This is a genomic window from Synechococcus sp. CBW1002 (assembly GCF_015840915.1).
Taxonomy (GTDB): domain Bacteria; phylum Cyanobacteriota; class Cyanobacteriia; order PCC-6307; family Cyanobiaceae; genus CBW1002.
The window spans coordinates 1946797-1966256 of the sequence record NZ_CP060398.1; the positions used below are offsets into that span (position 1 = coordinate 1946797).

The window sequence follows — 19460 nt, forward strand, 5'->3', positions numbered from 1 at the left end:
GGTGATTCCGGGATCTGCTCTTGGTGAAAGCCTGGGCGGAAGGCTTTGTCGTGCGGTTTAAGTGAGCACTGGGGCAGCGGCATCAAGTACGTAACACTTAATCCCCGGTGTTGCTGGCGATGTCGAAGGGCCGTTGACTGTGCCAGAGTGAGGATAGATTATCGCACCACCCAAATGCCAGAAGATCAACTGAGGTGGGTGCCTTTTATTGGACAGGTTTGGTCCCTGACATCGTTAACCCTGGGCGGGAGGGACAGGATTCGTTCTCAGTGTAGACCTCATGGGGAGTTCGACCTCCCAGAGAGCTGTGGGGCCTTACATGGCAGTACCTCCACAGAAAGCGGGCCAGGCTGATTTCTGCCTCCCAGCCATCGCTGTAGGCACGTAGGTACACCTCCTCGTACTTGACTGTGCGCCACAGCCTTTCCACCAGGATGTTGTCATAGCAGCGTTTCCTTCCGGACCAGCTGATCCTGATTTTCTCGGCTTGCAGCCTTGCTACGAAGTCCGTGGAGGTGAACTGGCATCCTTGGTCGGAGTGGAAGATCTGTGGCTTGCGGCCAGCCCCCAGCGCCACGTCCAGGGCTTCCAGGCAGAATTCCGTGTCAAGGCTGTTGGAGAGTTTCCAGCTGAGAACATTCCTGGAGAAGAGATCCACGATCGCCACCAGGTAGAGAAAGCCTTTCTGAAGCGGGATGTAGGTGATATCAGTGGCCCAGACCTGATCCACTGCCGTGACCAGGCTGAGATCCACCAGGCAGGGGAAGCGCTCGGATGGATGACCCGGAATCGTCGTGCGCGGTTTCTGGTAGATCGCCCGTAAACCCATGCGGCGCATGAGGTTTCGCACCCGGTCACGGCTGATCGGGATCCCATCTCTGGCCAGATAGCCCACCATCCGGCGGCTGCCGCAGCAGGGATCCTCCAGGTAGAGAGTATCGATCCTGGCCATGATCCGCAGCGTCGATTCCCGCGCCGGTGTGGGCTGGTAGTACAGCGTGGATCGAGGCAGCCCCAGCAGCGCACATTGGCGGCTGACACTGAGCTCAGGGTGGTCGTGATCGACCAGCTTGCGCAGTTCATGGGCATCAGAGCAGCTGAGACTTTTTTTTGAGCCATTCCAGCGGCCGCGTCCCTTGGCGTGGTGTAAATCCCGAGGCCCGATTGCCCTGGACTGAGGGAGAACAGGGGTGAATGACGGGCTGTCATTCTCGAGGCGCATGTGCACCTCGTTATTTCACGATGAATCCAGACGATTGACTTGTCAAGTCTTTCGTCTGGATTGCCGATCGGTTGTGGGCTACACCTGCAATCTTGGTCGTGACGTCTGCGGTGCCGGCCCCCGGGCGGTGATCGCCGCCGCTGCGCCCTGTGGGGGCGCTACGGCGCGATCTCCTGGGGCCTGAGGCTCAGGCCGCTGCTTCTTGCAAGGAAGGCTGCGTGGGCAGCTCCGCCAGTGAGGGGATGGCGGCCATGCTCTCGGCGGAGAACATGCGCCGGCCCTCCAGCTGCCAGTGCTCGTCCTGCTCCAGCAGCACAGCCCCCACCAAGCGGGTGATCGAGGCGTCATTCGGGAAGATGCCAACCACCCGAGTGCGGCGTTTGATCTCCTCATTGAGGCGCTCGAGCAGGTTGGTGCTCCAAGTCTTTTTCCAGTGTTGAGGCGGGAAGTGACGGAAGGCGAGCACGTCTTCCCGGGCGTGCAGCATGAGCTCAGCAGCCTTGGGGAAGCGATCCACCAGTGAGCTGGCCAGATCGTCCCAGCGGGCCTCGATTTCGTCCGTTTTCTCCTGGGCGAACACCGAGCGCAAGGCAGCGGTGACCATGCCTTGGTGGGCCTTGGGCACCCGTTGGAGCAGGTTTCTGGCGAAATGGACCCTGCAGCGCTGCCAGCAGCTGCCCTGCAGCATCCGCCGGATCGCCTTGGTGAGGCCCACGTGCGCGTCGCTGATCACGAGCTTGACCCCAGTGAGGCCGCGCTCCTTGAGCGAGCCAATGAACTCGCTCCAGAAGCTCTCGGTTTCGCTGTCGCCCACCTTGATGCCGAGCAGCTCGCGGCGACCATCGGCATTGACGCCCATGGCCACCACCACAGCCCTGGAGCAGACCTGCATCGCCTTGCCGAGACGCCCGTGGAGATAGGTGGCATCGAGGTACAGGTAGGCGTAGCCGGTGGCCTCAAGGGGGCGGTTCAGGAAGGCCTGCACCTGGATGTCGATGTCAGCGCAGATGCGGCTCACCTGAGATTTGGAGATGCCGCTCTGGACTCCCAGGGCGGCCACCAGGGCGTCGACCTTGCGCGTTGAGATGCCGCCGACATAGGCCTCCATCACCACGCCGTAGAGGGCCTGGTCCACACGGCGGCGCGGCTCCAGGATCGAGGGCAGGTGGCTGCCGGAGCGCAGTTTGGGGATGCGGAGATCGATGTCCCCCACCTGGGTGGCCAGGGTGCGCGGCCGGTAGCCGTTGCGGTAGCCGAGCCGCTCCTCGCTGCGCTCATGGCGCTCTGCGCCGAGCACGGCAGCGACCTCCAGCTCGATCAGCTGCTGCAGGCCGTGGCGCACCAGCTCGGGGATCAGCTCACCGGCGCTGCTGCCATCCAGTAGCGGCGCCAGCTCAATTGCGGCACGATTGGACGTGGGCGTGTGTCACGAGTCAGCAGGTGAAAGCCAAGGCTGATGAAACTGCATCGGGGATGGGAGTGTGGCCTCCCGGGATCGGCCTGCAGGGGCTGGTACCAAACCACCCCGTGCTGCTGCGTTCAAAAGACGTGGTGGTGAGCGACGGGGAAACGGCGGACTGGATCCGTCAGGTGTGCGACGAGAAGGTGAGCGCAAGCGAACCGTTGATGACGCGCCGATATCTATTTCAGACGCTGCCAAAACGGGAGGCGGCCCAAATCTCCTGGATCAGTGTGGACAGAGCCTGTCTATGGACCACACGGCAGCCGGCGTATAGACGGCACGAGCTCATCGCAGGCCCTGATGCGGAACGTGAGAACCTGCCATGGAATGCCAAGGGAACATCCCAAGTGGTCACCACCATGAGGGTCAATACCGATGTCTGTGGCAGGGGCGGAGCAACCCGTAGTAGCGATGATGGGTCTGTAACCCCCGGTTTCAGGAAAGATGTCACCCCTCTCATCCGTACATCCGGGGGCTTGAGGACATGACCAATGCGTCGTTACAGCGAGGCCGTCAAGGCTGATGTGAGAAGGCGGATGAGCCCGCCGCACAGGCAGAGCGTGGCCCGGATTTCAGAAGAGCTGGGCATCCACGTGATCACCCTCTACAAATGGAGGAAGACGTGGCGGTTGCAGGGAGAGGTGGTGCCGGCATCTCAGAAGGAACCAGATGGCTGGAGTGCTGCCGACAAGTTCACGGTGGTGCTGGAGACGGCCGGGTTGAACGCCACTGAGCTCAGTGCCTATTGCCGCGAGCGGGGGCTCTTTCCTGAGCAGGTGAGCCGCTGGCGTCAGACCGCTCAGGATGCCAACGCCAAGCCGGTGCTGACGATGGCCGAGCAAAAGGAGCTCGAAAGGCTCCGTGCCCAGGACCAGCGAGAGATCAAAGCACTCAAGAAGGAGCTGCAGCGCAAGGAGAAGGCCCTGGCGGAGGCGGCGGCCTTGCTGGTGCTGCGAAAAAAGTGGGATGCCTTCTGCTCGGAGGACGCGGAAGGTTGACCAGCGCCGCGCACCGGCGGAAGGTGATCGAGCTGATCGGCGAGGCGCATGCGGCTGGAGCCGGCCTGGTGAGCGCATGCGGTGAGATCGGCATCTGCCTGCGTACCCTCAAACGATGGCGGAAGGCCTTTCTGGGTGATGGGGACGGCGAGGACCGCCGTAAAGGAAGTCCTCGCCTGGTCGTTCACCGGCTGACGGAGGAGGAGCGCCAGCGGATCCTGCTGACGTGCAACCAACCGGAGTACGCCTCGCTTCCGCCCGGGCAGATCGTGCCAGCGCTGGCGGATCAGGGCCTCTATATCGCCTCCGAGAGCAGTTTCTACCGGGTGTTGCACCAGGCAGGGCAGTGTCACCGACGTGGGCGGGCCCGGTTGCCGCAGGAACCGCGCTCCGTGCCGCGCCTCAGGGCGGATGGCCCAAACCGGGTTTGGAGCTGGGACATCACCTATCTGCCGACCACAGTCCGGGGTGTGTGGCTTTACCTCTACCTAGTGGTCGACGTCTGGAGCCGCAAGGTGGTGGCCTGGGATATGGCTGAGGTGGAATCGGCTGAGATCGCGGCGGATCTGGTGCAGCGAGCCTGTCTCAAGGAGCGTTACCGCCGCCCAAGGGGATGTGGCGCCAACCAGTCCACCCCCCTGCCGCTGATCCTCCATGCCGACAACGGCAATGCCATGCGCGCCGCCACACTCGAGGCGCGGCTGGAGGAGTTGGGTGTCCTGCGGTCGTTCTCTCGGCCCAGGGTTTCGAATGACAATCCCTTCTCGGAAGCCTTGTTCCGCACGTTCAAGTACCGGCCCGACTACCCCAGTCGGCCGTTTACCAGCAAAGAAGAGGCGTGTGAGTGGGTGTCGGCGTTTGTCGACTGGTACAACCATCAACACCGCCACAGCGGCATCAAATTCGTGACGCCTCACCAGCGTCACAGCGGTGCCGCGAAGGTAATTTGCCAGCAGCGAGCCAATGTCTACGAGAAGGCCCGTCAGGCCCATCCAAGACGCTGGAGCCGAAGCACCCGCTGCTGGCGTCAACCCGAAGAAGTGTGGATCAACAAGCCACCAGAGGAACCCGATCCGATCCTCGCGCTACCCTTAACCGAGGCCGTCTAAATGGCAGCCAAGGAGTGACACCTTCCCTGAAAGTTACCGTAACGGACTCGGAGCCAAGGGGTTGCATCATCCCGTTTGGAGTCTCCCATCAACTGCCTACGGCAGGAGGAATGGGATGACAACAGACAAGCCGCTACCGATTACCAAGGTGATGGTCTGGAAGGCCTATCAACAGGTGAAACGGAACGGACAGGCGGCCGGTGTGGATGGCCAAAGCCTGGACGACTTCAACAAGGATCTGGAGAATAATCTCTACAAACTCTGGAATCGGATGGCATCAGGAAGTTATCTTCCGCCACCAGTTCGGCGTGTGGAGATTCCCAAATCCGGTGGAGGCGTCAGGCCGCTGGGTATCCCGACGGTTGCTGATCGCATCGCACAGATGGTGGTCAAGCAGGTGCTGGAGCCAGAGCTGGAGCTGATCTTTGATCAGGATTCCTACGGCTACAGACCGGGCAAGTCAGCGCATCAGGCAGTAGAGGTCTGCCGTCAGCGCTGCTGGAGGTCCAACTGGGTTCTCGATCTCGACATCAAGGGGTTTTTCGATGCTATCGATCACGACCTGTTGATGCGCGCGATCAAGGCCCATACCTCCGAGCGCTGGGTGGTGCTCTACCTGCAACGATGGCTGCAGGCACCGGTTCTGTTGCCGGATGGCACGCTCCATCCCAGGGACCGGGGCACACCGCAAGGTGGTGTCATCAGTCCACTGCTGGCCAATCTGTTCCTGCACTATGCGTTTGATGTGTGGATGCGCCGGAGCCACCCGGCCATTGCCTTTGAGCGCTATGCAGATGATGTGATCTGTCATTGCCACAGCGAGAAGGAAGCTCGGCGGTTGCTGGAGGCATTGCAGGATCGCTTTGCGTCCTGTGGCCTCCAGCTTCATCCCCAGAAGACCCAGGTGGTCTACTGCAGGGATAGCAACCGCCGGGCACCGCTTGCTGATGTCACGTTCACGTTTCTTGGTTTCGCGTTTCGGCCACGTGTGTCTCGCAATTCTCGCGGAGTCATCTACACAGGCTTTTTGCCGGCAGTGAGTCCGCAGGCTCTCCAGCGTATGCGGGAGAGGATTAGGTCGATAGGGCTTCCATCGCTCGTGTATCTGTCGCTTGAGGAGATCGCTAAAGTGCTGAATCCAGTGATTCGTGGCTGGATTCAGTACTATCGAGTCCGCCCTGCTCTGGTTGTCGAGGCAGCGACGTCCAAGCCCACTTCAGGAGGCCTGGCTGCGTCGCCTTCACCGCGAGATGTTCGGCCAGAGCTGGCGGTGGGCCGGCCAGTACCGCACCAGCGACAAAAGCATTGGTGCCGACTGGCGGCAGATCCGGATGCAGGTCCCGGCCCTGTTGGCTGACATCGCTTATCAGGTGGAACATCGGGTGGCGTCGGTGGATGAGATCGCCGTGCGTTTCCATCACCGCCTGGTCACCATCCACCCCTTCCCGAACGGGAACGGTCGCCACGCACGGCTGATTGCCGACGTGTTGATCGAGCAGCTGGGGGCTCCACGCTTATCCTGGGGAGGTACAGGGACGCCTCAAGGTCGCTAGTGCTGGCCAGACTGCCGGATCGCTATTGGCTGGTTCAATGATGGTACACATAGAGGTCTGTATTCAGAGGTCGTCCGTTTGAAGGGCCCAACTAACGCAGGTCACCCTCGCTGTGCTGTGCGTTCCTTGGCTGCAGGGATTCAGAAGCTTCGCACCGAGATCGGTCCGTGAACGGTGCATTGACAGGCCAAGCGAGCCTGGGGATCACCATCAGCTAGGACACTGAGAAGGATCGCTTCAGTCTCCGAGGTGGGTGAGAGATTGTCTCCGCCGGCAGTAATCCGCACTAGGCAGGTTCCGCAGGAAGCTGAGCGGCAACCAATGAGAACTGGAGTGTTGAATTCATCACAGATTTCCATGAAGGAACGGCCAGCACTGGTGGACACCACCAGGCCAGTGTCTTCGAATGTGATGGCGATGGGTGATATGTTGGCCATGGCAAGCGAATGTAAGCTTTAGATTTATGCAAGGGTAAAGACGTCAGTCAGATTTTCCCGGGCGAGGATGTCATGGTACCGCTGCAACAGATTTCCCAGATTAGAGGCGTCAAAGTCGAAGTTCATTGCTTTCCTAATGCGCTCATACTGCTGGGCAATGTAGCGCCAGCGCTTCTGCGTGAGCAGTCCGGCGCCGAAAGGAGGTAACTTCATAGGCCATTCCATCTGCCCCCAAGACGCCATTAGGTCATCAATATTCGTCTGCTTGTCTGAGAGCTCGGGGTGGGACAAGGCCATTGTTAAAATTTGTTTGCAGGAATGAAGAGTAACGGTCAAGATTCCTTTTTTGTCCGCATCTAGCATTTCAGGAAAGATTAGAAACTGGCCTTTAATGTAGTCTTCTATCGTCATCCTTGTTAACTCTCGGATGAACGCCTGAGCTTCGGGGCTGGCCGCCTGGTATAGGGCTAGGCCGATATCGAAGGACGTAGTGAAATGGCGCGCTTCGTCATGGAGGTGACCTTGGTTAATGCTATAAGCCAGGGGCTCGTAGTTGAATTTTTCTTGGTCTGCAAACAGATATGATTCAGCCTGCTTTAGATCAACATTTCTAATATATCGGATCAATAGCCATAAGCCTCCCAGGCCAAGAGCCAGGACTTCGTTGGAAGGCAGAAGACGCATAGCGTCGCCAATCAGGAAATGTTGAACACGATAGCGAAAATCACGACCGCCCTGTTTCATTTCGTTCAGGAGTACTTGCAAGCCTCCATTTTTTTGGAGCAACTCGAGAATGCGTAAGTGCTCTTCAGTGAGGGTGAACTGAGTATCAATAGAATTGTAATCACGCTGGGGGATAGAGCCAACCACGCCTCTGAAGAATCCAGGTGCGTCAAAGGGCTCAGATGTCCCTGTCTCTCTGGCAACCATATTATAGGCGGCGCGGAAGGTCCAGATGTGATCCATCTCCTCACTTGTTTCCTGGTGGAGAATCATATACTCATCTGAGTAAGGGTCAAACAACTTCTCGGCAGCCGCCATATTGGAAACCAGAGTCTGTGATTCACTGTTGGCCACAGTCTTGTAGAAACTGGCGAAAAAACAGGCCGTTAAAATTGCGACCTGTCGACTGCTCAGTGACTTGAGGTGCTCGCATCGCTGCAGCGGCAGAGGCATCATATTTGGATTGGCATATAGTGCATTGCCAATTATTCCCTGGTTGCTCAGTGCAATCCCAAGGAACTTCAACTCCATGGGTTCGGCGTGAGCCCTTTCGAACAATCGGTTTTGTATCGCTGTCAGCTTGTTGTTCAGGGCAACACTTTTTTTGGGGGCAGCAGTGCGCGTCATAGCCTAAGCGATCACATAGTACAATAATTGCATGGGAGTTCCCTCAGGTCCCACGGCTACCTGAAATTCTGGATTTCGTGACGCGTTGCCAGGTGAACGGCCTCTGTGAAACGGGCAAAAGACTGCTCCCGCCTCAGGGCAGCCTGAAAGTCTGTCCCGCCCGCCCTTGGCCCCGTCGCTGATGCCCGGTTGGTTCCCAGGGCCAGCCTGTACTCTCTGTTCGCGATGTCCCAGACCGCTGTTCCCGCCGTTGATTTCAGCGCCGACACCGATCTGATCACCTTCATCAAGGCGATCCCGGATGGCCGTCACCGCCGCGGGGTGCGAAACCCGCAGTGGTACCTGTTGCTGGTGACGGTGCTCGGCATCCTCAGTGACTGCCGCAGCTCTCGCGACCTGGAGGCCTTTCCGAGCAGCACTGCGAGGTGCTGAACCAGGCGCTGGGTCTGAACCTCAAGCGCTGGCCCTCCGATGCCACCTTCCTCTACCTCTTTAACAAGGCTCACTTCCAGCAGTTCGGGGAGGTGCTCCAGGCCTGGATGATCAGCCAGATCCCTGGTGGGGCAACGGCTCTCGAGCAGCTGGTCTGTATAGCCTCTGGCTTCCGCGAAGCGGTTGGCATGACCTTGAAGGGTCTAGCGATCGAGACCGAGGACGGCCATCTCTGCTTTGTTGCCCAGTTCACTGTCTACGCCCGGGCGCTGGGCGTCGCCTTGGCCCAGAAGACCTACGACACCCACGCATCCAGCGAGCGGGCAGCGCTCAAAGAGCTGCTGAGCACGATGGATCTGGACGGCAAGCTGATCCTGGCGGATGCCCTGCACACCACCCGACCGTTTTTCAGTGGTGCCTGGAGCAGGGGCCGACGTGCTCCTGAGCGTCAAATCCAACCAGAAGACCCTCCACCGTCAGATCGTCTGTCAGTTGGAGGGAAAGCGCAAGGTCCCTTTCACGGCAACGGATCAGGAGAAGCGCCATGGGCGCGATACCCGCTGGGAGATCAGGGCCAAAGAAGACGCTTGCGTTCTGCCATCAGGGCTGGAGCTGTGACGGCTGGTCCTGCCTCCAAGTCTTGAAGTCAGCCGCCAGATCCTCCTCTGTCAGGCCCAGCCGCTGCAGCTCAGCCGGTCGCGTCCCTTTGCGTGGTGTAAAACCCGAGGCCCGAATGCCCTGATCAGAGGGCGAACAGGGTGGAATGACGCTCTGTCATCCCGGAGGCGCAGATGCACCTCGTTGTTCCACGTTGAATCAGGGCGATTGACTTGTCAAGTCTTTCGCCCGATTGCGGATGTGTTGTGATCTGCAGTGGTCTGTGCTGCCGGAGGTGGCCGTGGCCGGCCCCCGGGCGGTGATCAAGGCCGCTGCGCCCTGTGGGGCGCTGCAGCCTCGATCACCTGGGGCCTGCGTCCTTGCAGCTCTCAGGCGCCGGCGGCCTGCAGGGCAGGGATGTCATCCAGCTCCGGGATGGCGGTCATGCTCTCGGCGGAGACCATGCGGCGGCCCTCCAGCTGCCAGTGCTCGTGCTGCTCCAGCAGCACCGCCCCCACCAGACGGGTGATGGCGTCGTCGTTGGGGAAGATGCCCACGACCCTGGTGCGGCGTTTGATCTCCTCGTTGACGCGCTCCAGCAGGTTGGTGCTCCAGACCTTTTTCCAGTGGTCCTTGGGGAAGTGGCGGAACGCCAGCACGTCCTCCCTGGCCTCATGCATCAGTGCGGCAGCCTTGGGGAAGCGTTCCGCCAGTGAGGCCGCCAGATCGTCCCAGCGGGACTCGATCTCCTCAGCGCTCTCCTGGGCGAACACCGATCGCAGGGCCGCGGTGACCATGCCCTGGTGGGCCCTGGGCACCCGCTGCAGCAGGTTGCGGGCAAAGTGCACCCGGCAGCGCTGCCAGACGCAGCCCTGCAGCTGCCTGCGGATGGCCTTGGTGAGGCCCAGGTGGGCGTCCGAGATCACCAGCCTGACGCCACCCAGGCCCCGCTCCTTGAGGTGGGAGATGAACTCCGCCCAGAAGGCCTCGTTCTCGCTGTCGCCCACCTTGAGCCCAAGGAGTTCACGGCGGCCGTCGGCATTCACCCCCATGGCCACCACCACAGCCCGTGAGCAGACCTGCAGGGCCTTGCCGAGGCGTCCCTTGAGGTAGGTGGCATCGAGGTAGACGTAGGCGTAGCTGCTGCTCTCCAGCGGCCGGCTCAGAAAGGCCTGCACCTGCTGATCGATCTCCTGACAGATGCGACTCACCTGCGATTTGGAGATGCCGCTCTGGGAGCCAAGGGCAGCCACCAGGGCATCGACCTTGCGGGTGGAGACCCCAGCGATGTAGGCCTCCATGATCACCGCATAGAGGGCCTGATCCACCCGGCGGCGGGGCTCAAGGATCGTGGGCAGGAAGCCTCCCGAGCGAAGTTTGGGAATCTGCAGCTCCAGATCCCCCACCTGGGTGGTCAGGGTGCGGGGCCGGTAGCCGTTGCGGTAAGCGAGCCGCTCCTCGGTGCGCTCATGGCGGTCAGCACCGACCACGGCGGAGGCCTCCAGCTCGATCAGCTGCTGCAGGCCATAGCGGGCCAGCTCGGGGATCAGCTCCCCGGCACTGCTGCCATCGAGTAGCGAGGCCAGTTCAGGTGCGGCAAAGTAGGCGTTGGGCGTGTGTCACGAGTCAGCAGGTGAAAGCCAAGGCTGATGAAACTGCATCGGGGATGGGAGTGTGGCCTCCCGGGATCGGCCTGCAGGGGCTGGTACCAAACCACCCCGTGCTGCTGCGTTCAAAAGACGTGGTGGTGAGCGACGGGGAAACGGCGGACTGGATCCGTCAGGTGTGCGACGAGAAGGTGAGCGCAAGCGAACCGTTGATGACGCGCCGATATCTATTTCAGACGCTGCCAAAACGGGAGGCGGCCCAAATCTCCTGGATCAGTGTGGACAGAGCCTGTCTATGGACCACACGGCAGCCGGCGTATAGACGGCACGAGCTCATCGCAGGCCCTGATGCGGAACGTGAGAACCTGCCATGGAATGCCAAGGGAACATCCCAAGTGGTCACCACCATGAGGGTCAATACCGATGTCTGTGGCAGGGGCGGAGCAACCCGTAGTAGCGATGATGGGTCTGTAACGGACTCGGAGCCAAGGGGTTGCATCATCCCGTTTGGAGTCTCCCATCAACTGCCTACGGCAGGAGGAATGGGATGACAACAGACAAGCCGCTACCGATTACCAAGGTGATGGTCTGGAAGGCCTATCAACAGGTGAAACGGAACGGACAGGCGGCCGGTGTGGATGGCCAAAGCCTGGACGACTTCAACAAGGATCTGGAGAATAATCTCTACAAACTCTGGAATCGGATGGCATCAGGAAGTTATCTTCCGCCACCAGTTCGGCGTGTGGAGATTCCCAAATCCGGTGGAGGCGTCAGGCCGCTGGGTATCCCGACGGTTGCTGATCGCATCGCACAGATGGTGGTCAAGCAGGTGCTGGAGCCAGAGCTGGAGCTGATCTTTGATCAGGATTCCTACGGCTACAGACCGGGCAAGTCAGCGCATCAGGCAGTAGAGGTCTGCCGTCAGCGCTGCTGGAGGTCCAACTGGGTTCTCGATCTCGACATCAAGGGGTTTTTCGATGCTATCGATCACGACCTGTTGATGCGCGCGATCAAGGCCCATACCTCCGAGCGCTGGGTGGTGCTCTACCTGCAACGATGGCTGCAGGCACCGGTTCTGTTGCCGGATGGCACGCTCCAATCCCAGGGACCGGGGCACACCGCAAGGTGGTGTCATCAGTCCACTGCTGGCCAATCTGTTCCTGCACTATGCGTTTGATGTGTGGATGCGCCGGAGCCACCCGGCCATTGCCTTTGAGCGCTATGCAGATGATGTGATCTGTCATTGCCACAGCGAGAAGGAAGCTCGGCGGTTGCTGGAGGCATTGCAGGATCGCTTTGCGTCCTGTGGCCTCCAGCTTCATCCCCAGAAGACCCAGGTGGTCTACTGCAGGGATAGCAACCGCCGGGCACCGTTTGCTGATGTCACGTTCACGTTTCTTGGTTTCGCGTTTCGGCCACGTGTGTCTCGCAATTCTCGCGGAGTCATCTACACAGGCTTTTTGCCGGCAGTGAGTCCGCAGGCTCTCCAGCGTATGCGGGAGAGGATTAGGTCGATAGGGCTTCCATCGCTCGTGTATCTGTCGCTTGAGGAGATCGCTAAAGTGCTGAATCCAGTGATTCGTGGCTGGATTCAGTACTACGGTCGTTTCTATAGGACAGAACTGATCAGGAAGTTGTATCGCTACCTGGATGACAGAATTGCAGCCTGGTTACGGCAGAAGTACAAAAGGCTGCGGGGTCGTCGGCTCCAAAGCTGGCGAGTACTTGCCAGGATCAGGTCTGGACATCGTGATCTGTTCGCGCACTGGCGTCGAGTCAGTGAAGTGGCATGTGGATGATGGGAGCCGTATGACGCGAGAGTGTCACGTACGGTTCTGTGAGCACCTCGGGGGGAAGTTCCCCGGGGTGACTCGACATGGTTCGTCTGGTTGAGGTAGTGCTCAAACCAGGGTCACGGGCCTGCCCACCCCTTGCAACGCTGGCCGCTGAGCGGAACGTCTGAGGTGCGCGCTCAACCCCGGCTACGCCGGGGTTGAGGTCCCCAGGGATTTACACCAACACAGGGGACGCAAGCGCAGACCTGGATGCCGTGGTGGCCATTGCCAAAGAGGCTGGATATGCGATTAGCAAGTCTGAGATCCTGAAGGCTCAAGAGATGGGCAGCAAGGCCATGACCGAACTCAGTGATGAGCAACTGGCAGGCGTCGCAGGTGGCTCATGGGCGGGAAATGAATAGAGAGCAGGATGTGATGTTGGGTGCTTATTTGGTGCTAAAGTAGCTTGGTCTGAACGTAGTCTGCTTCCACTACTCTGTTGTCCTAAGCCTCTTAGGGAGCCTATGGATAGCCCTGTGCCCAGAGAGTGGGAGCGCTGCGGCGCAATGAGTCTCACCAGGGAGAGCCGCCAGCATTGAGGTTATTCAGAGGTTCCTTGTGCCTTTTGGGTCTCCCAGGACCGCTCCAAAGTTTCTTTGTAAGCATTCAGGGGTCGGGACAGCACGCGGCGAACATCGTCTCTGCTGAACCCTTGACGGCGTCCTGATTCCCGTTTGCATCTCAGGCAGAGACTGCTTGAGATGGGCGCCCCTCCTGCTGGCATTTCCGAGGTGGACTGGTTGTCGTGGCCAGCTGGTGCCAGGGAGTTCATTCTGGCTCAACAGGAGGAGATGGTGCAGCTCCGCGTCCAGCTCACCGCCCTGGCGACCGAACTGGCCCATCTGCGCGAGCGGATCGGCCGCAGCTCCCGCAATTCTTCCAAGCCTCCCTCCAGTGATGGCCAGGGGTTTAGGCCGCCCGAACGACGCAAGGGCAGTGGCCGCAAGCGCGGCGGCCAGCCGGGCCATCCCGGATCTGGGCCGGAGCTGCTGCCGATCGAGCGGGTGGATGAGGTGGTCGAGCACCACCCCCAGGCCTGCCGCCGCTGCGGCACGTTGCTACAGGGTCAGGATCCCGAGCCCTTGAGGCACCAGGTGATCGAGATTCCACCGATCACGCCTCTGGTGATCGAGCACCGGCTGCACCGCCTGGTCTGCCCCTGCTGTTCCACCAGCACCTGTGCCTCGTTACCGGCGGAGGTGGAAGTAAGCCATTACGGTCCCCGGCTCAGTGCTCTGGTGGGTCTGCTGGGTAGTGCCTTCCCGTTGAGTTTCAGCAAGACCCAGGCGCTGCTGGATCAGCTGCTGGGGGTACAGATCAGCCGGGGAGCGATGGCCACTATCCGCCAGCGCTTGAGTGCAGCACTGGAGCAGCCCATGCAGGAGGCCCTTGCGTTTGCCCGTCAGCAGTCGGTGGTCTATGTCGATGAAACCGGTGCCCCCACCGGTAATGCCGATGGGGGCAACCCCGATGGCCGGCGCGGCTGGGAGTGGGTCATGGTGACCGCCATGGGGGTGACAGTGTTCTTGCAGAGCCTGAGCCGCTCGGCTGCCGCCGCGATCGACCTGCTCGGGAATGCCTTTGGCGGAATTGTGGTGAGCGATCGCTTCTCCGCCTACAACCATCTCCCGCTGGAGCAGCGCCAGCTGTGCTGGGCGCACGTGATCCGCGATCTCACTGCCATCGCTGACCGTCAGGGCGCCAGCGGTGAGATTGGAGCGGAGCTGCTGGGCCTGCAGCAGCAGCTGTTTGCCCAGTGGCACCGCTACAAAGACGGAACGATCGACTGGTCCACGTTGCAGCAGGGCTGTCGGCCGATCCGCCAGGCGTTTGTGGGCACGCTGCAGCGGGTTGTGGAGCTGGGCTGCCAGCGCGGCGAGCGAACGCCGTGGGCCAAGACGGTGCGTACCTGCCATCAGTTGCTGCAAGTGAGCGATGGCCTCTGGACCTTCCTGGAGATTGAAGGGATCGAGCCCACCAACAACGCAGCCGAGCGTGCCCTGCGCCATTCGGTGATTCAGCGCAAGATCAGCCATGGCGTCCAATCCCGCCAGGGTGCAATCTGCCGCAGCAGGTTGCTCACGGTCACCACCAGCCTGCGGCAACAGGGCCGTGATATCTGGCAGTTCCTGGAGCAGGCCTTGATCGCCCATCATCGCGGCGGTGAGATGCCATCGCTGTTGCCGAATCCCTGAGCCGGCCGTCATCGATCGTGGTGTCTGTGGTCGCTTGGTGATCAGCGATCAAGGGCGGTGAATGCTGCGCGGCTGCGTCACGGCCCCTGAACGGATACGTTTCTTTTAGTGCCTGGCCATTGGCGATATGCGCAATTTATGACTGGCGGGAATGTCGAGCTCCTCGGCCTAAGGGCTTGAACAATTAAAGTAATGCAACTCGTGTCTATTTCCTGCTGTTGTTGATGCACTGATTCCCTTGGTGCTTCCGCCGAGTGCTTCGCTTTCTTTCTTGTTCCTGCTTCCTCCTTGAGCACGGCGCGCAGCTTGCTGTCGATGGCTGCAATGTGGCGGCGATGGTGCGCTGAGGCGGATGCTCAGATCCGCGCCAGCAGCAGCCCCACCGAGATCCAGACCAGCACCAGCACCAGGCAGAGCCCTGTCCAGACGGGCAGCCCCAGGGCGGTGATGGCTAGGGGCGCCACCACGGTGACCACCCCGCCGGCCAGCACCGGCTGCAGCAGCATCTGTTTCATCGAGAAGGCCTGCAGGGCGGTGCTGCGATCATCCGGGTCGGCCATGCGCAGCAGCAGCAGGCCGCTGGCCGCGACGCCGGTGGCCTGGCCGAATTCGATGATGCCGCGCTCAAACCAGTCGAACGGCAGGATCCGGGGGGCGAGCAGCAGCACCACCAGCAGGTTCCAGATCAGGCCCGCGCCGGCCAGCACCGTCAGGGGCAGCCAGTCGTGGGCCAGCAGCGAGAGGTTGAGGCAGGCGGTGGCACCGGTGATCAGCAGGTCGGCCGAGAGGGTGGCCGTGAGCCCCTGGATCGGCGCTGACACCCACTGCACCTGGTTGCTGCGTTCCAGCACCAATCGCACCAGCAGCGATCCCACCAGGGCCAGCGGGAAGACGGGCAGGGCGTCGATCACCAGGGCAAAGCCGCCGCCCACCCCATCGGCGATCCAGCGCAGCCCCTGCAGGGCCACCCAGCCGAACAGCACGGCCAGACCGGCCAGACCGAGATTCACGGCCCAGTCGGCCACTTTCCGCACCAGGGCTGGCGTGGCCACCGTGGGGGCCTCCAGGGGGCGGGGGACGAGGTTGTCGAGCGGATCGGCGGTCCGCACCACCTCCTCCACGGCTTCGTGGACCATCACGTCGGCGAACTTCAGCCAGCCGCGGCTGCGGGCCAGCACCACCACCAGGCCGCCCACCAGCGTGGAGGCCAGCAGCCCCACCGTGGCCATGGCCAGCCCCAGGCCTTCGCCGCCCTCCAGGCCGAGCCGCTCGTAGGTGGGGCCCATGGCGGCCGCCGAGCCGTGGCCCCCCTCAAAGGCCACCTCGATCAGGCAGGCCATCACCGGGCTGACCCCCAGAACGGGCTGCATGGCCATCACGGCCAGGCCCCCCACCAGGAACTGCCCGAAGGCGAGGGTGAGCGCCAGCGACAGCTGGCCCGAGAGCGGTCGCCACAGACCGGCCAGGCGGGGCAGGGGTTTGCCCAGCAGCAGGGTGGCGAACACCAGCGTCAGCAGCGGCAGGGGCAGATCGGACCAGAGATCGATCACGGCCTGGGGCAGCAGGGGCAGCAGGCCGGCCGGGGCGATCAGCAGACCGAAGGCTCCCGCCAGCAGGGCCTCGGGCAGCCCCCAGCGCCGCATGCCCAGCGCCTGACCCACACTCACGCCGAGCAGCAGCAGCAGCAGCAGCGCCCCCGTGGCCAGCAGCAGCGTGGCGAGGCTGGTCTGCATCCAGCCAGTCAGGAGGGAGAAATCCAGCTCCAGCTCATTGATCACGGGTCACGTCCTGCGTGGCGAAAGCCGTCGTGGTTCTCAGCCTGATCGCTGGCTGCCCCCTGGCCGCGAAGTCGTCACAGCCCAAAGGCGTTGCGGAAGAACGCCTCGGTGGCCTCCAGCACCTCGCGCTGCACGGCGCCGTCGCGGAAGCCGTGGCCTTCGCCCTCGAACAGCCGCACCTCCACCGGCACCCCATTGGCCCGCAGGGCGCTGGCCATGGCCAGGGTCTGCTCCGGTGGCACCACCCGATCCTGCGAGCCCTGGAAGAAGATCACCGGGCAGCCGATCCGATCGGCGTGCCGCAGCGGCGAGCGTGCCTCGTACAGCGCCCGGGCCTGGGGCCAGGGGCCCACCAGTCCGTCGAGGTAGCGGGCCTCGAAGCGATGGGTGTCGGTGGCCAGGGCAGCGAGATCAGCCACCCCATAGCGGCAGGCGCCGGCCCGGAACACCGTTGTGAAGCAGAGGGCGGCCAGGGTGGTGAAGCCGCCGGCGCTGCCCCCCTCGATCGCGATCCGCTGCGGCGCTGCCCGCCCGGCAGCCACCAGCGCCAGGGCCGCGGCGGCGCAGTCGGCCACATCGACCACGCCCCACTGGCCGTCGAGCCGCTCCCGGTAGGCCCGGCCGAAGCCGGTCGAACCGCCGTAGTTCACGTCCACCACGCCCCAGCCGCGCGAGGTCCAGAACTGGATCGCCAGGTTGAGGCCGGTTCGGGCCATGCCGGTGGGTCCGCTGTGGCTCTTCACCAGCAGCGGTGCCTGGGGGCTGGAGCCGCCGCTGGGCGGGTAGTACCAGGCGTGGGTGGGCTGGTCGCCATGGCCCTGGAACCAGAGCGGCTCCGGCCGGCTGAGCGCCTCGGGGGGCAGAACGCAGGGTTCCACGGGGCGATGCTGCCAGCGGCCGCTGGCCAGGTCCAGCTCCAGAAGGCCTGCGCCGGTGGTGGGTCCGCTGGCGACACAGACCATCCGCCCGGCCTCGGCGCAGAGCATGGCGAGGTCATCCACGGGCAGATCCAGGGGTTGCCAGAGATCCGCAGGCTGGGCCGGCGCCCCCGCCTGCTGGCGGTCCGTGAGGTCCAGCGGCACCACGCCCAGCTGCCAGCGGCCGTCCCGGCAGGCGGCGGCCACCAGCTGCTCGCCGTCCCAGGCCGTGGTCCGCATGCCATAGACCCACTGGGGCATGGCGAATTCCGCCTGCAGCGGCAGAAGGGGCTCCCAGCCCATGTCAGGCCGCTCGTGAGAGGAGGGCTCCGTGGCCGGGTTGAGAGCGCCGGCAGTGGTTCCTTTCAGCCAGAGGGTGGCGATCCTCTCCGCGCTCAGGCGCTCCAGGTTCCACCAGCCGCTGCGGTCGTTGGCCACCACCAGGTCGCCGTTGCCGATCCACAGCGGCTGGAACACCGAGCAGTGATGGGTTGCGGCGGCTCCGGCACCCGCCACGGGCTGGCGCTGCTGCAGGGAGCCGTCGGCCGCGAAGCGTCCCAGCCACACCTGGCTGCGCTGCCAGGGCATGAAGGGCTGTTGCCATTCCACCCAGGCCAGCTGGCGGCCATCCGGGCTGAGGGCGGCGTAGCCGCAGAAGTCGTCGGGCTCCAGCAGCACGGTGGGCTCGCCGCCTTGCAGCGGCACGCTGACCAGATGGTCGCGGCCGGCGGCTTCCATCACGCCGATCCAGCGCTGGCGCGCGGCATCGATCAGCCCATCGGCGAAGCAGCGCTGCGGATCCGCCGCCGTGAGCCGCTGGGCCGGCAGCAGGAGTGGGAGGGGCGAATCCACTGAGGCAGCCTCCGGGCACTCTGCGCTGAGCCCCGGCTCGAGATCCGTTCCGAGTTCTGCCGTGAGCCCTGCTGGGAGAGCCGCGCTGAGCCCTGCCGTGAGATCCGCCAGATCCAGCCGCCAGAGGGCACGGTCGGCGTCCGCGACCATCACCACCGTGTCGCCCTGCACGGCGTAGCAACCACCGCCGTAGTCGTGAACGCGGCTGCGCAGGTTCCAGTCCCCCGGAGTGAGTTCCAGCACCCGGCCCGGTGCGGGGTCGGCCTGGCTGGAGGGCGGAAGCTGCAGCAGCAGGGTCGTGCGGCCGCCTTCGTGGGGACGCTGCTCCAGCCAGAAGAGCCGCCCCTGATCCAGGCGGGGCTCCTTCACCACGGGGGTGCGGCCCACCACCTGATCCGCCGTCAGTGGCAGGGGTTTCGGCCGCGGCCGTTCGGTCTTCCCCTGGCTTGCCATGCCATCGCTCCGGTGGACGCCACTTAGAATCGATCTATCGTTTCAGGTGTCGCCTTGGCTCGCAGCTTCGCCCAGTTGGCCCGATCTGCGGAGCAGGTGAACCGCGCCGTGCAGGTTCCCAAGGAGCCCCTGGACCAGCCGCCGCTGGCGATCCACACCCTCGGTGATCAGGTGCTGCGCGATCCGGCCCGACGCATCGGCAAGGTGGATGAAAGCATCCGGGATCTGGCCCGCGACATGCTGCGCAGCATGTACACCGCCAAGGGCATCGGCCTGGCCGCTCCCCAGGTGGGCATCCACAAGCAGCTGCTGGTGATTGACCTCGATCCTGAGAATCCGGCCACCCCGCCGATGGTGTTGATCAATCCCGAGATCACCGCCGCCAGTGCCGCGATCGATACCTACGAGGAAGGCTGCCTCAGCATCCCGGGGGTCTATCTCGATGTGGTGCGCCCCAGCCGGGTCGAGGTGAACTTCCGCGATGAGATGGGCCGGCCCCGCCGCCTCAAGACCGATGGTCTCCTGGCCCGCTGCATCCAGCACGAACTGGATCACCTCAACGGTGTGCTGTTCGTCGATCGCGTCACCGATGAGATCAGCCTCAACGAGGGCTTGCAGGAGCACGGCTTCCAGCGTGACGACGTCCGCTCAGTGCGCTGAGCT

At 62.7% G+C, this 19460-nt stretch carries 15 protein-coding genes and 2 pseudogenes; 10 read left to right on the forward strand and 7 right to left on the reverse strand.

Going from position 1 to position 19460, the window contains the following annotated elements:
* Positions 1–205: 205 nt before the first annotated feature.
* Both H8F24_RS09395 and H8F24_RS09400 read right to left on the reverse strand, forming a co-directional pair.
* Positions 206–1222 (reverse strand): IS3 family transposase, encoded by a 1017-nt coding sequence (locus H8F24_RS09395; protein ID WP_231597676.1) that lies wholly within the window; start codon positions 1220–1222, stop codon positions 206–208.
* A 187-nt stretch (positions 1223–1409) separates the two neighbouring features.
* Positions 1410–2621, reverse strand: coding sequence for an IS256 family transposase (locus tag H8F24_RS09400; protein WP_197158927.1), 1212 nt, complete (start codon positions 2619–2621; stop codon positions 1410–1412).
* A gap of 554 nt (positions 2622–3175) precedes the next feature.
* On the opposite strand from H8F24_RS09400, the pseudogene H8F24_RS09405 reads away from it, so the two are divergent.
* From H8F24_RS09405 to H8F24_RS09415, 3 genes and pseudogenes are all read left to right on the forward strand, one after another.
* Positions 3176–4791, forward strand: a pseudogene (locus tag H8F24_RS09405) (IS3 family transposase).
* Between the two features lie 151 nt (positions 4792–4942).
* Positions 4943–5908 (forward strand): annotated as a pseudogene (gene ltrA, locus H8F24_RS09410) (group II intron reverse transcriptase/maturase); the annotation flags it as partial.
* A gap of 31 nt (positions 5909–5939) precedes the next feature.
* Entirely contained in the window at positions 5940–6344 is a 405-nt protein-coding gene (locus H8F24_RS09415; RefSeq protein ID WP_231597677.1) for a mobile mystery protein B, read from the forward strand.
* 140 nt (positions 6345–6484) lie between these two features.
* Here the strand turns inward: H8F24_RS09415 and H8F24_RS20180 are convergent, their stop codons facing one another.
* On the reverse strand, positions 6485–6781 hold the full coding sequence (locus H8F24_RS20180; RefSeq protein ID WP_197169572.1) for a 2Fe-2S iron-sulfur cluster-binding protein: 297 nt from the start codon (positions 6779–6781) through the stop codon (positions 6485–6487).
* A 24-nt stretch (positions 6782–6805) separates the two neighbouring features.
* Positions 6806–8131, reverse strand: a complete 1326-nt coding sequence (locus tag H8F24_RS09425) for a hypothetical protein (protein WP_197169573.1) — start codon at positions 8129–8131, stop codon at positions 6806–6808.
* A gap of 225 nt (positions 8132–8356) precedes the next feature.
* Here H8F24_RS09425 and H8F24_RS09430 point away from each other — a divergent pair, with 225 nt between their 5' ends.
* Both H8F24_RS09430 and H8F24_RS09435 read left to right on the forward strand, forming a co-directional pair.
* Positions 8357–8563 (forward strand): hypothetical protein, encoded by a 207-nt coding sequence (locus H8F24_RS09430; protein ID WP_197169574.1) that lies wholly within the window; start codon positions 8357–8359, stop codon positions 8561–8563.
* The gene (locus H8F24_RS09435) at positions 8557–9207 is read left to right on the forward strand and encodes a hypothetical protein (protein WP_197157247.1); all 651 of its coding nucleotides are present in this window, start codon (positions 8557–8559) and stop codon (positions 9205–9207) included. The genes H8F24_RS09430 and H8F24_RS09435 overlap by 7 nt, the downstream gene beginning before the upstream one ends.
* A 342-nt stretch (positions 9208–9549) precedes the next feature.
* Here the strand turns inward: H8F24_RS09435 and H8F24_RS09440 are convergent, their stop codons facing one another.
* The gene (locus H8F24_RS09440; protein WP_197172187.1) at positions 9550–10746 is read right to left on the reverse strand and encodes an IS256 family transposase; all 1197 of its coding nucleotides are present in this window, start codon (positions 10744–10746) and stop codon (positions 9550–9552) included.
* 568 nt (positions 10747–11314) lie between these two features.
* Between H8F24_RS09440 and H8F24_RS19440 the strand changes: the two genes are divergently transcribed.
* The 4 genes from H8F24_RS19440 (at position 11315) to H8F24_RS09455 (ending at position 14797) form a co-directional block, all read left to right on the forward strand.
* Positions 11315–11944, forward strand: a complete 630-nt coding sequence (locus H8F24_RS19440) for a reverse transcriptase domain-containing protein (RefSeq protein WP_255518201.1) — start codon at positions 11315–11317, stop codon at positions 11942–11944.
* The gene (locus tag H8F24_RS19930) at positions 11853–12566 is read left to right on the forward strand and encodes a reverse transcriptase domain-containing protein (RefSeq protein ID WP_255518202.1); all 714 of its coding nucleotides are present in this window, start codon (positions 11853–11855) and stop codon (positions 12564–12566) included. The genes H8F24_RS19440 and H8F24_RS19930 overlap by 92 nt, the downstream gene beginning before the upstream one ends.
* Positions 12567–12817: 251 nt before the next feature.
* Positions 12818–12964, forward strand: coding sequence for a Nif11-like leader peptide family RiPP precursor (locus H8F24_RS09450; RefSeq protein WP_370594736.1), 147 nt, complete (start codon positions 12818–12820; stop codon positions 12962–12964).
* A 339-nt stretch (positions 12965–13303) separates the two neighbouring features.
* The gene (locus H8F24_RS09455; RefSeq protein ID WP_197154297.1) at positions 13304–14797 is read left to right on the forward strand and encodes an IS66 family transposase; all 1494 of its coding nucleotides are present in this window, start codon (positions 13304–13306) and stop codon (positions 14795–14797) included.
* Positions 14798–15153: 356 nt separating this feature from the next.
* Here H8F24_RS09455 and H8F24_RS09460 read toward each other — a convergent pair whose 3' ends face one another.
* Both H8F24_RS09460 and H8F24_RS09465 read right to left on the reverse strand, forming a co-directional pair.
* Complete coding sequence (locus tag H8F24_RS09460) at positions 15154–16530, reverse strand: sodium/glutamate symporter (protein WP_197159075.1); 1377 nt, start codon at positions 16528–16530, stop codon at positions 15154–15156.
* 119 nt (positions 16531–16649) lie between these two features.
* A complete protein-coding gene (locus H8F24_RS09465; protein ID WP_197158720.1) occupies positions 16650–18797 on the reverse strand; it encodes a prolyl oligopeptidase family serine peptidase in 2148 nt (715 codons plus the stop codon).
* 54 nt (positions 18798–18851) lie between these two features.
* On the opposite strand from H8F24_RS09465, the gene def reads away from it, so the two are divergent.
* The gene (gene def, locus H8F24_RS09470) at positions 18852–19457 is read left to right on the forward strand and encodes a peptide deformylase (protein ID WP_197158721.1); all 606 of its coding nucleotides are present in this window, start codon (positions 18852–18854) and stop codon (positions 19455–19457) included.
* The last annotated feature ends 3 nt before the right edge of the window (positions 19458–19460 follow it).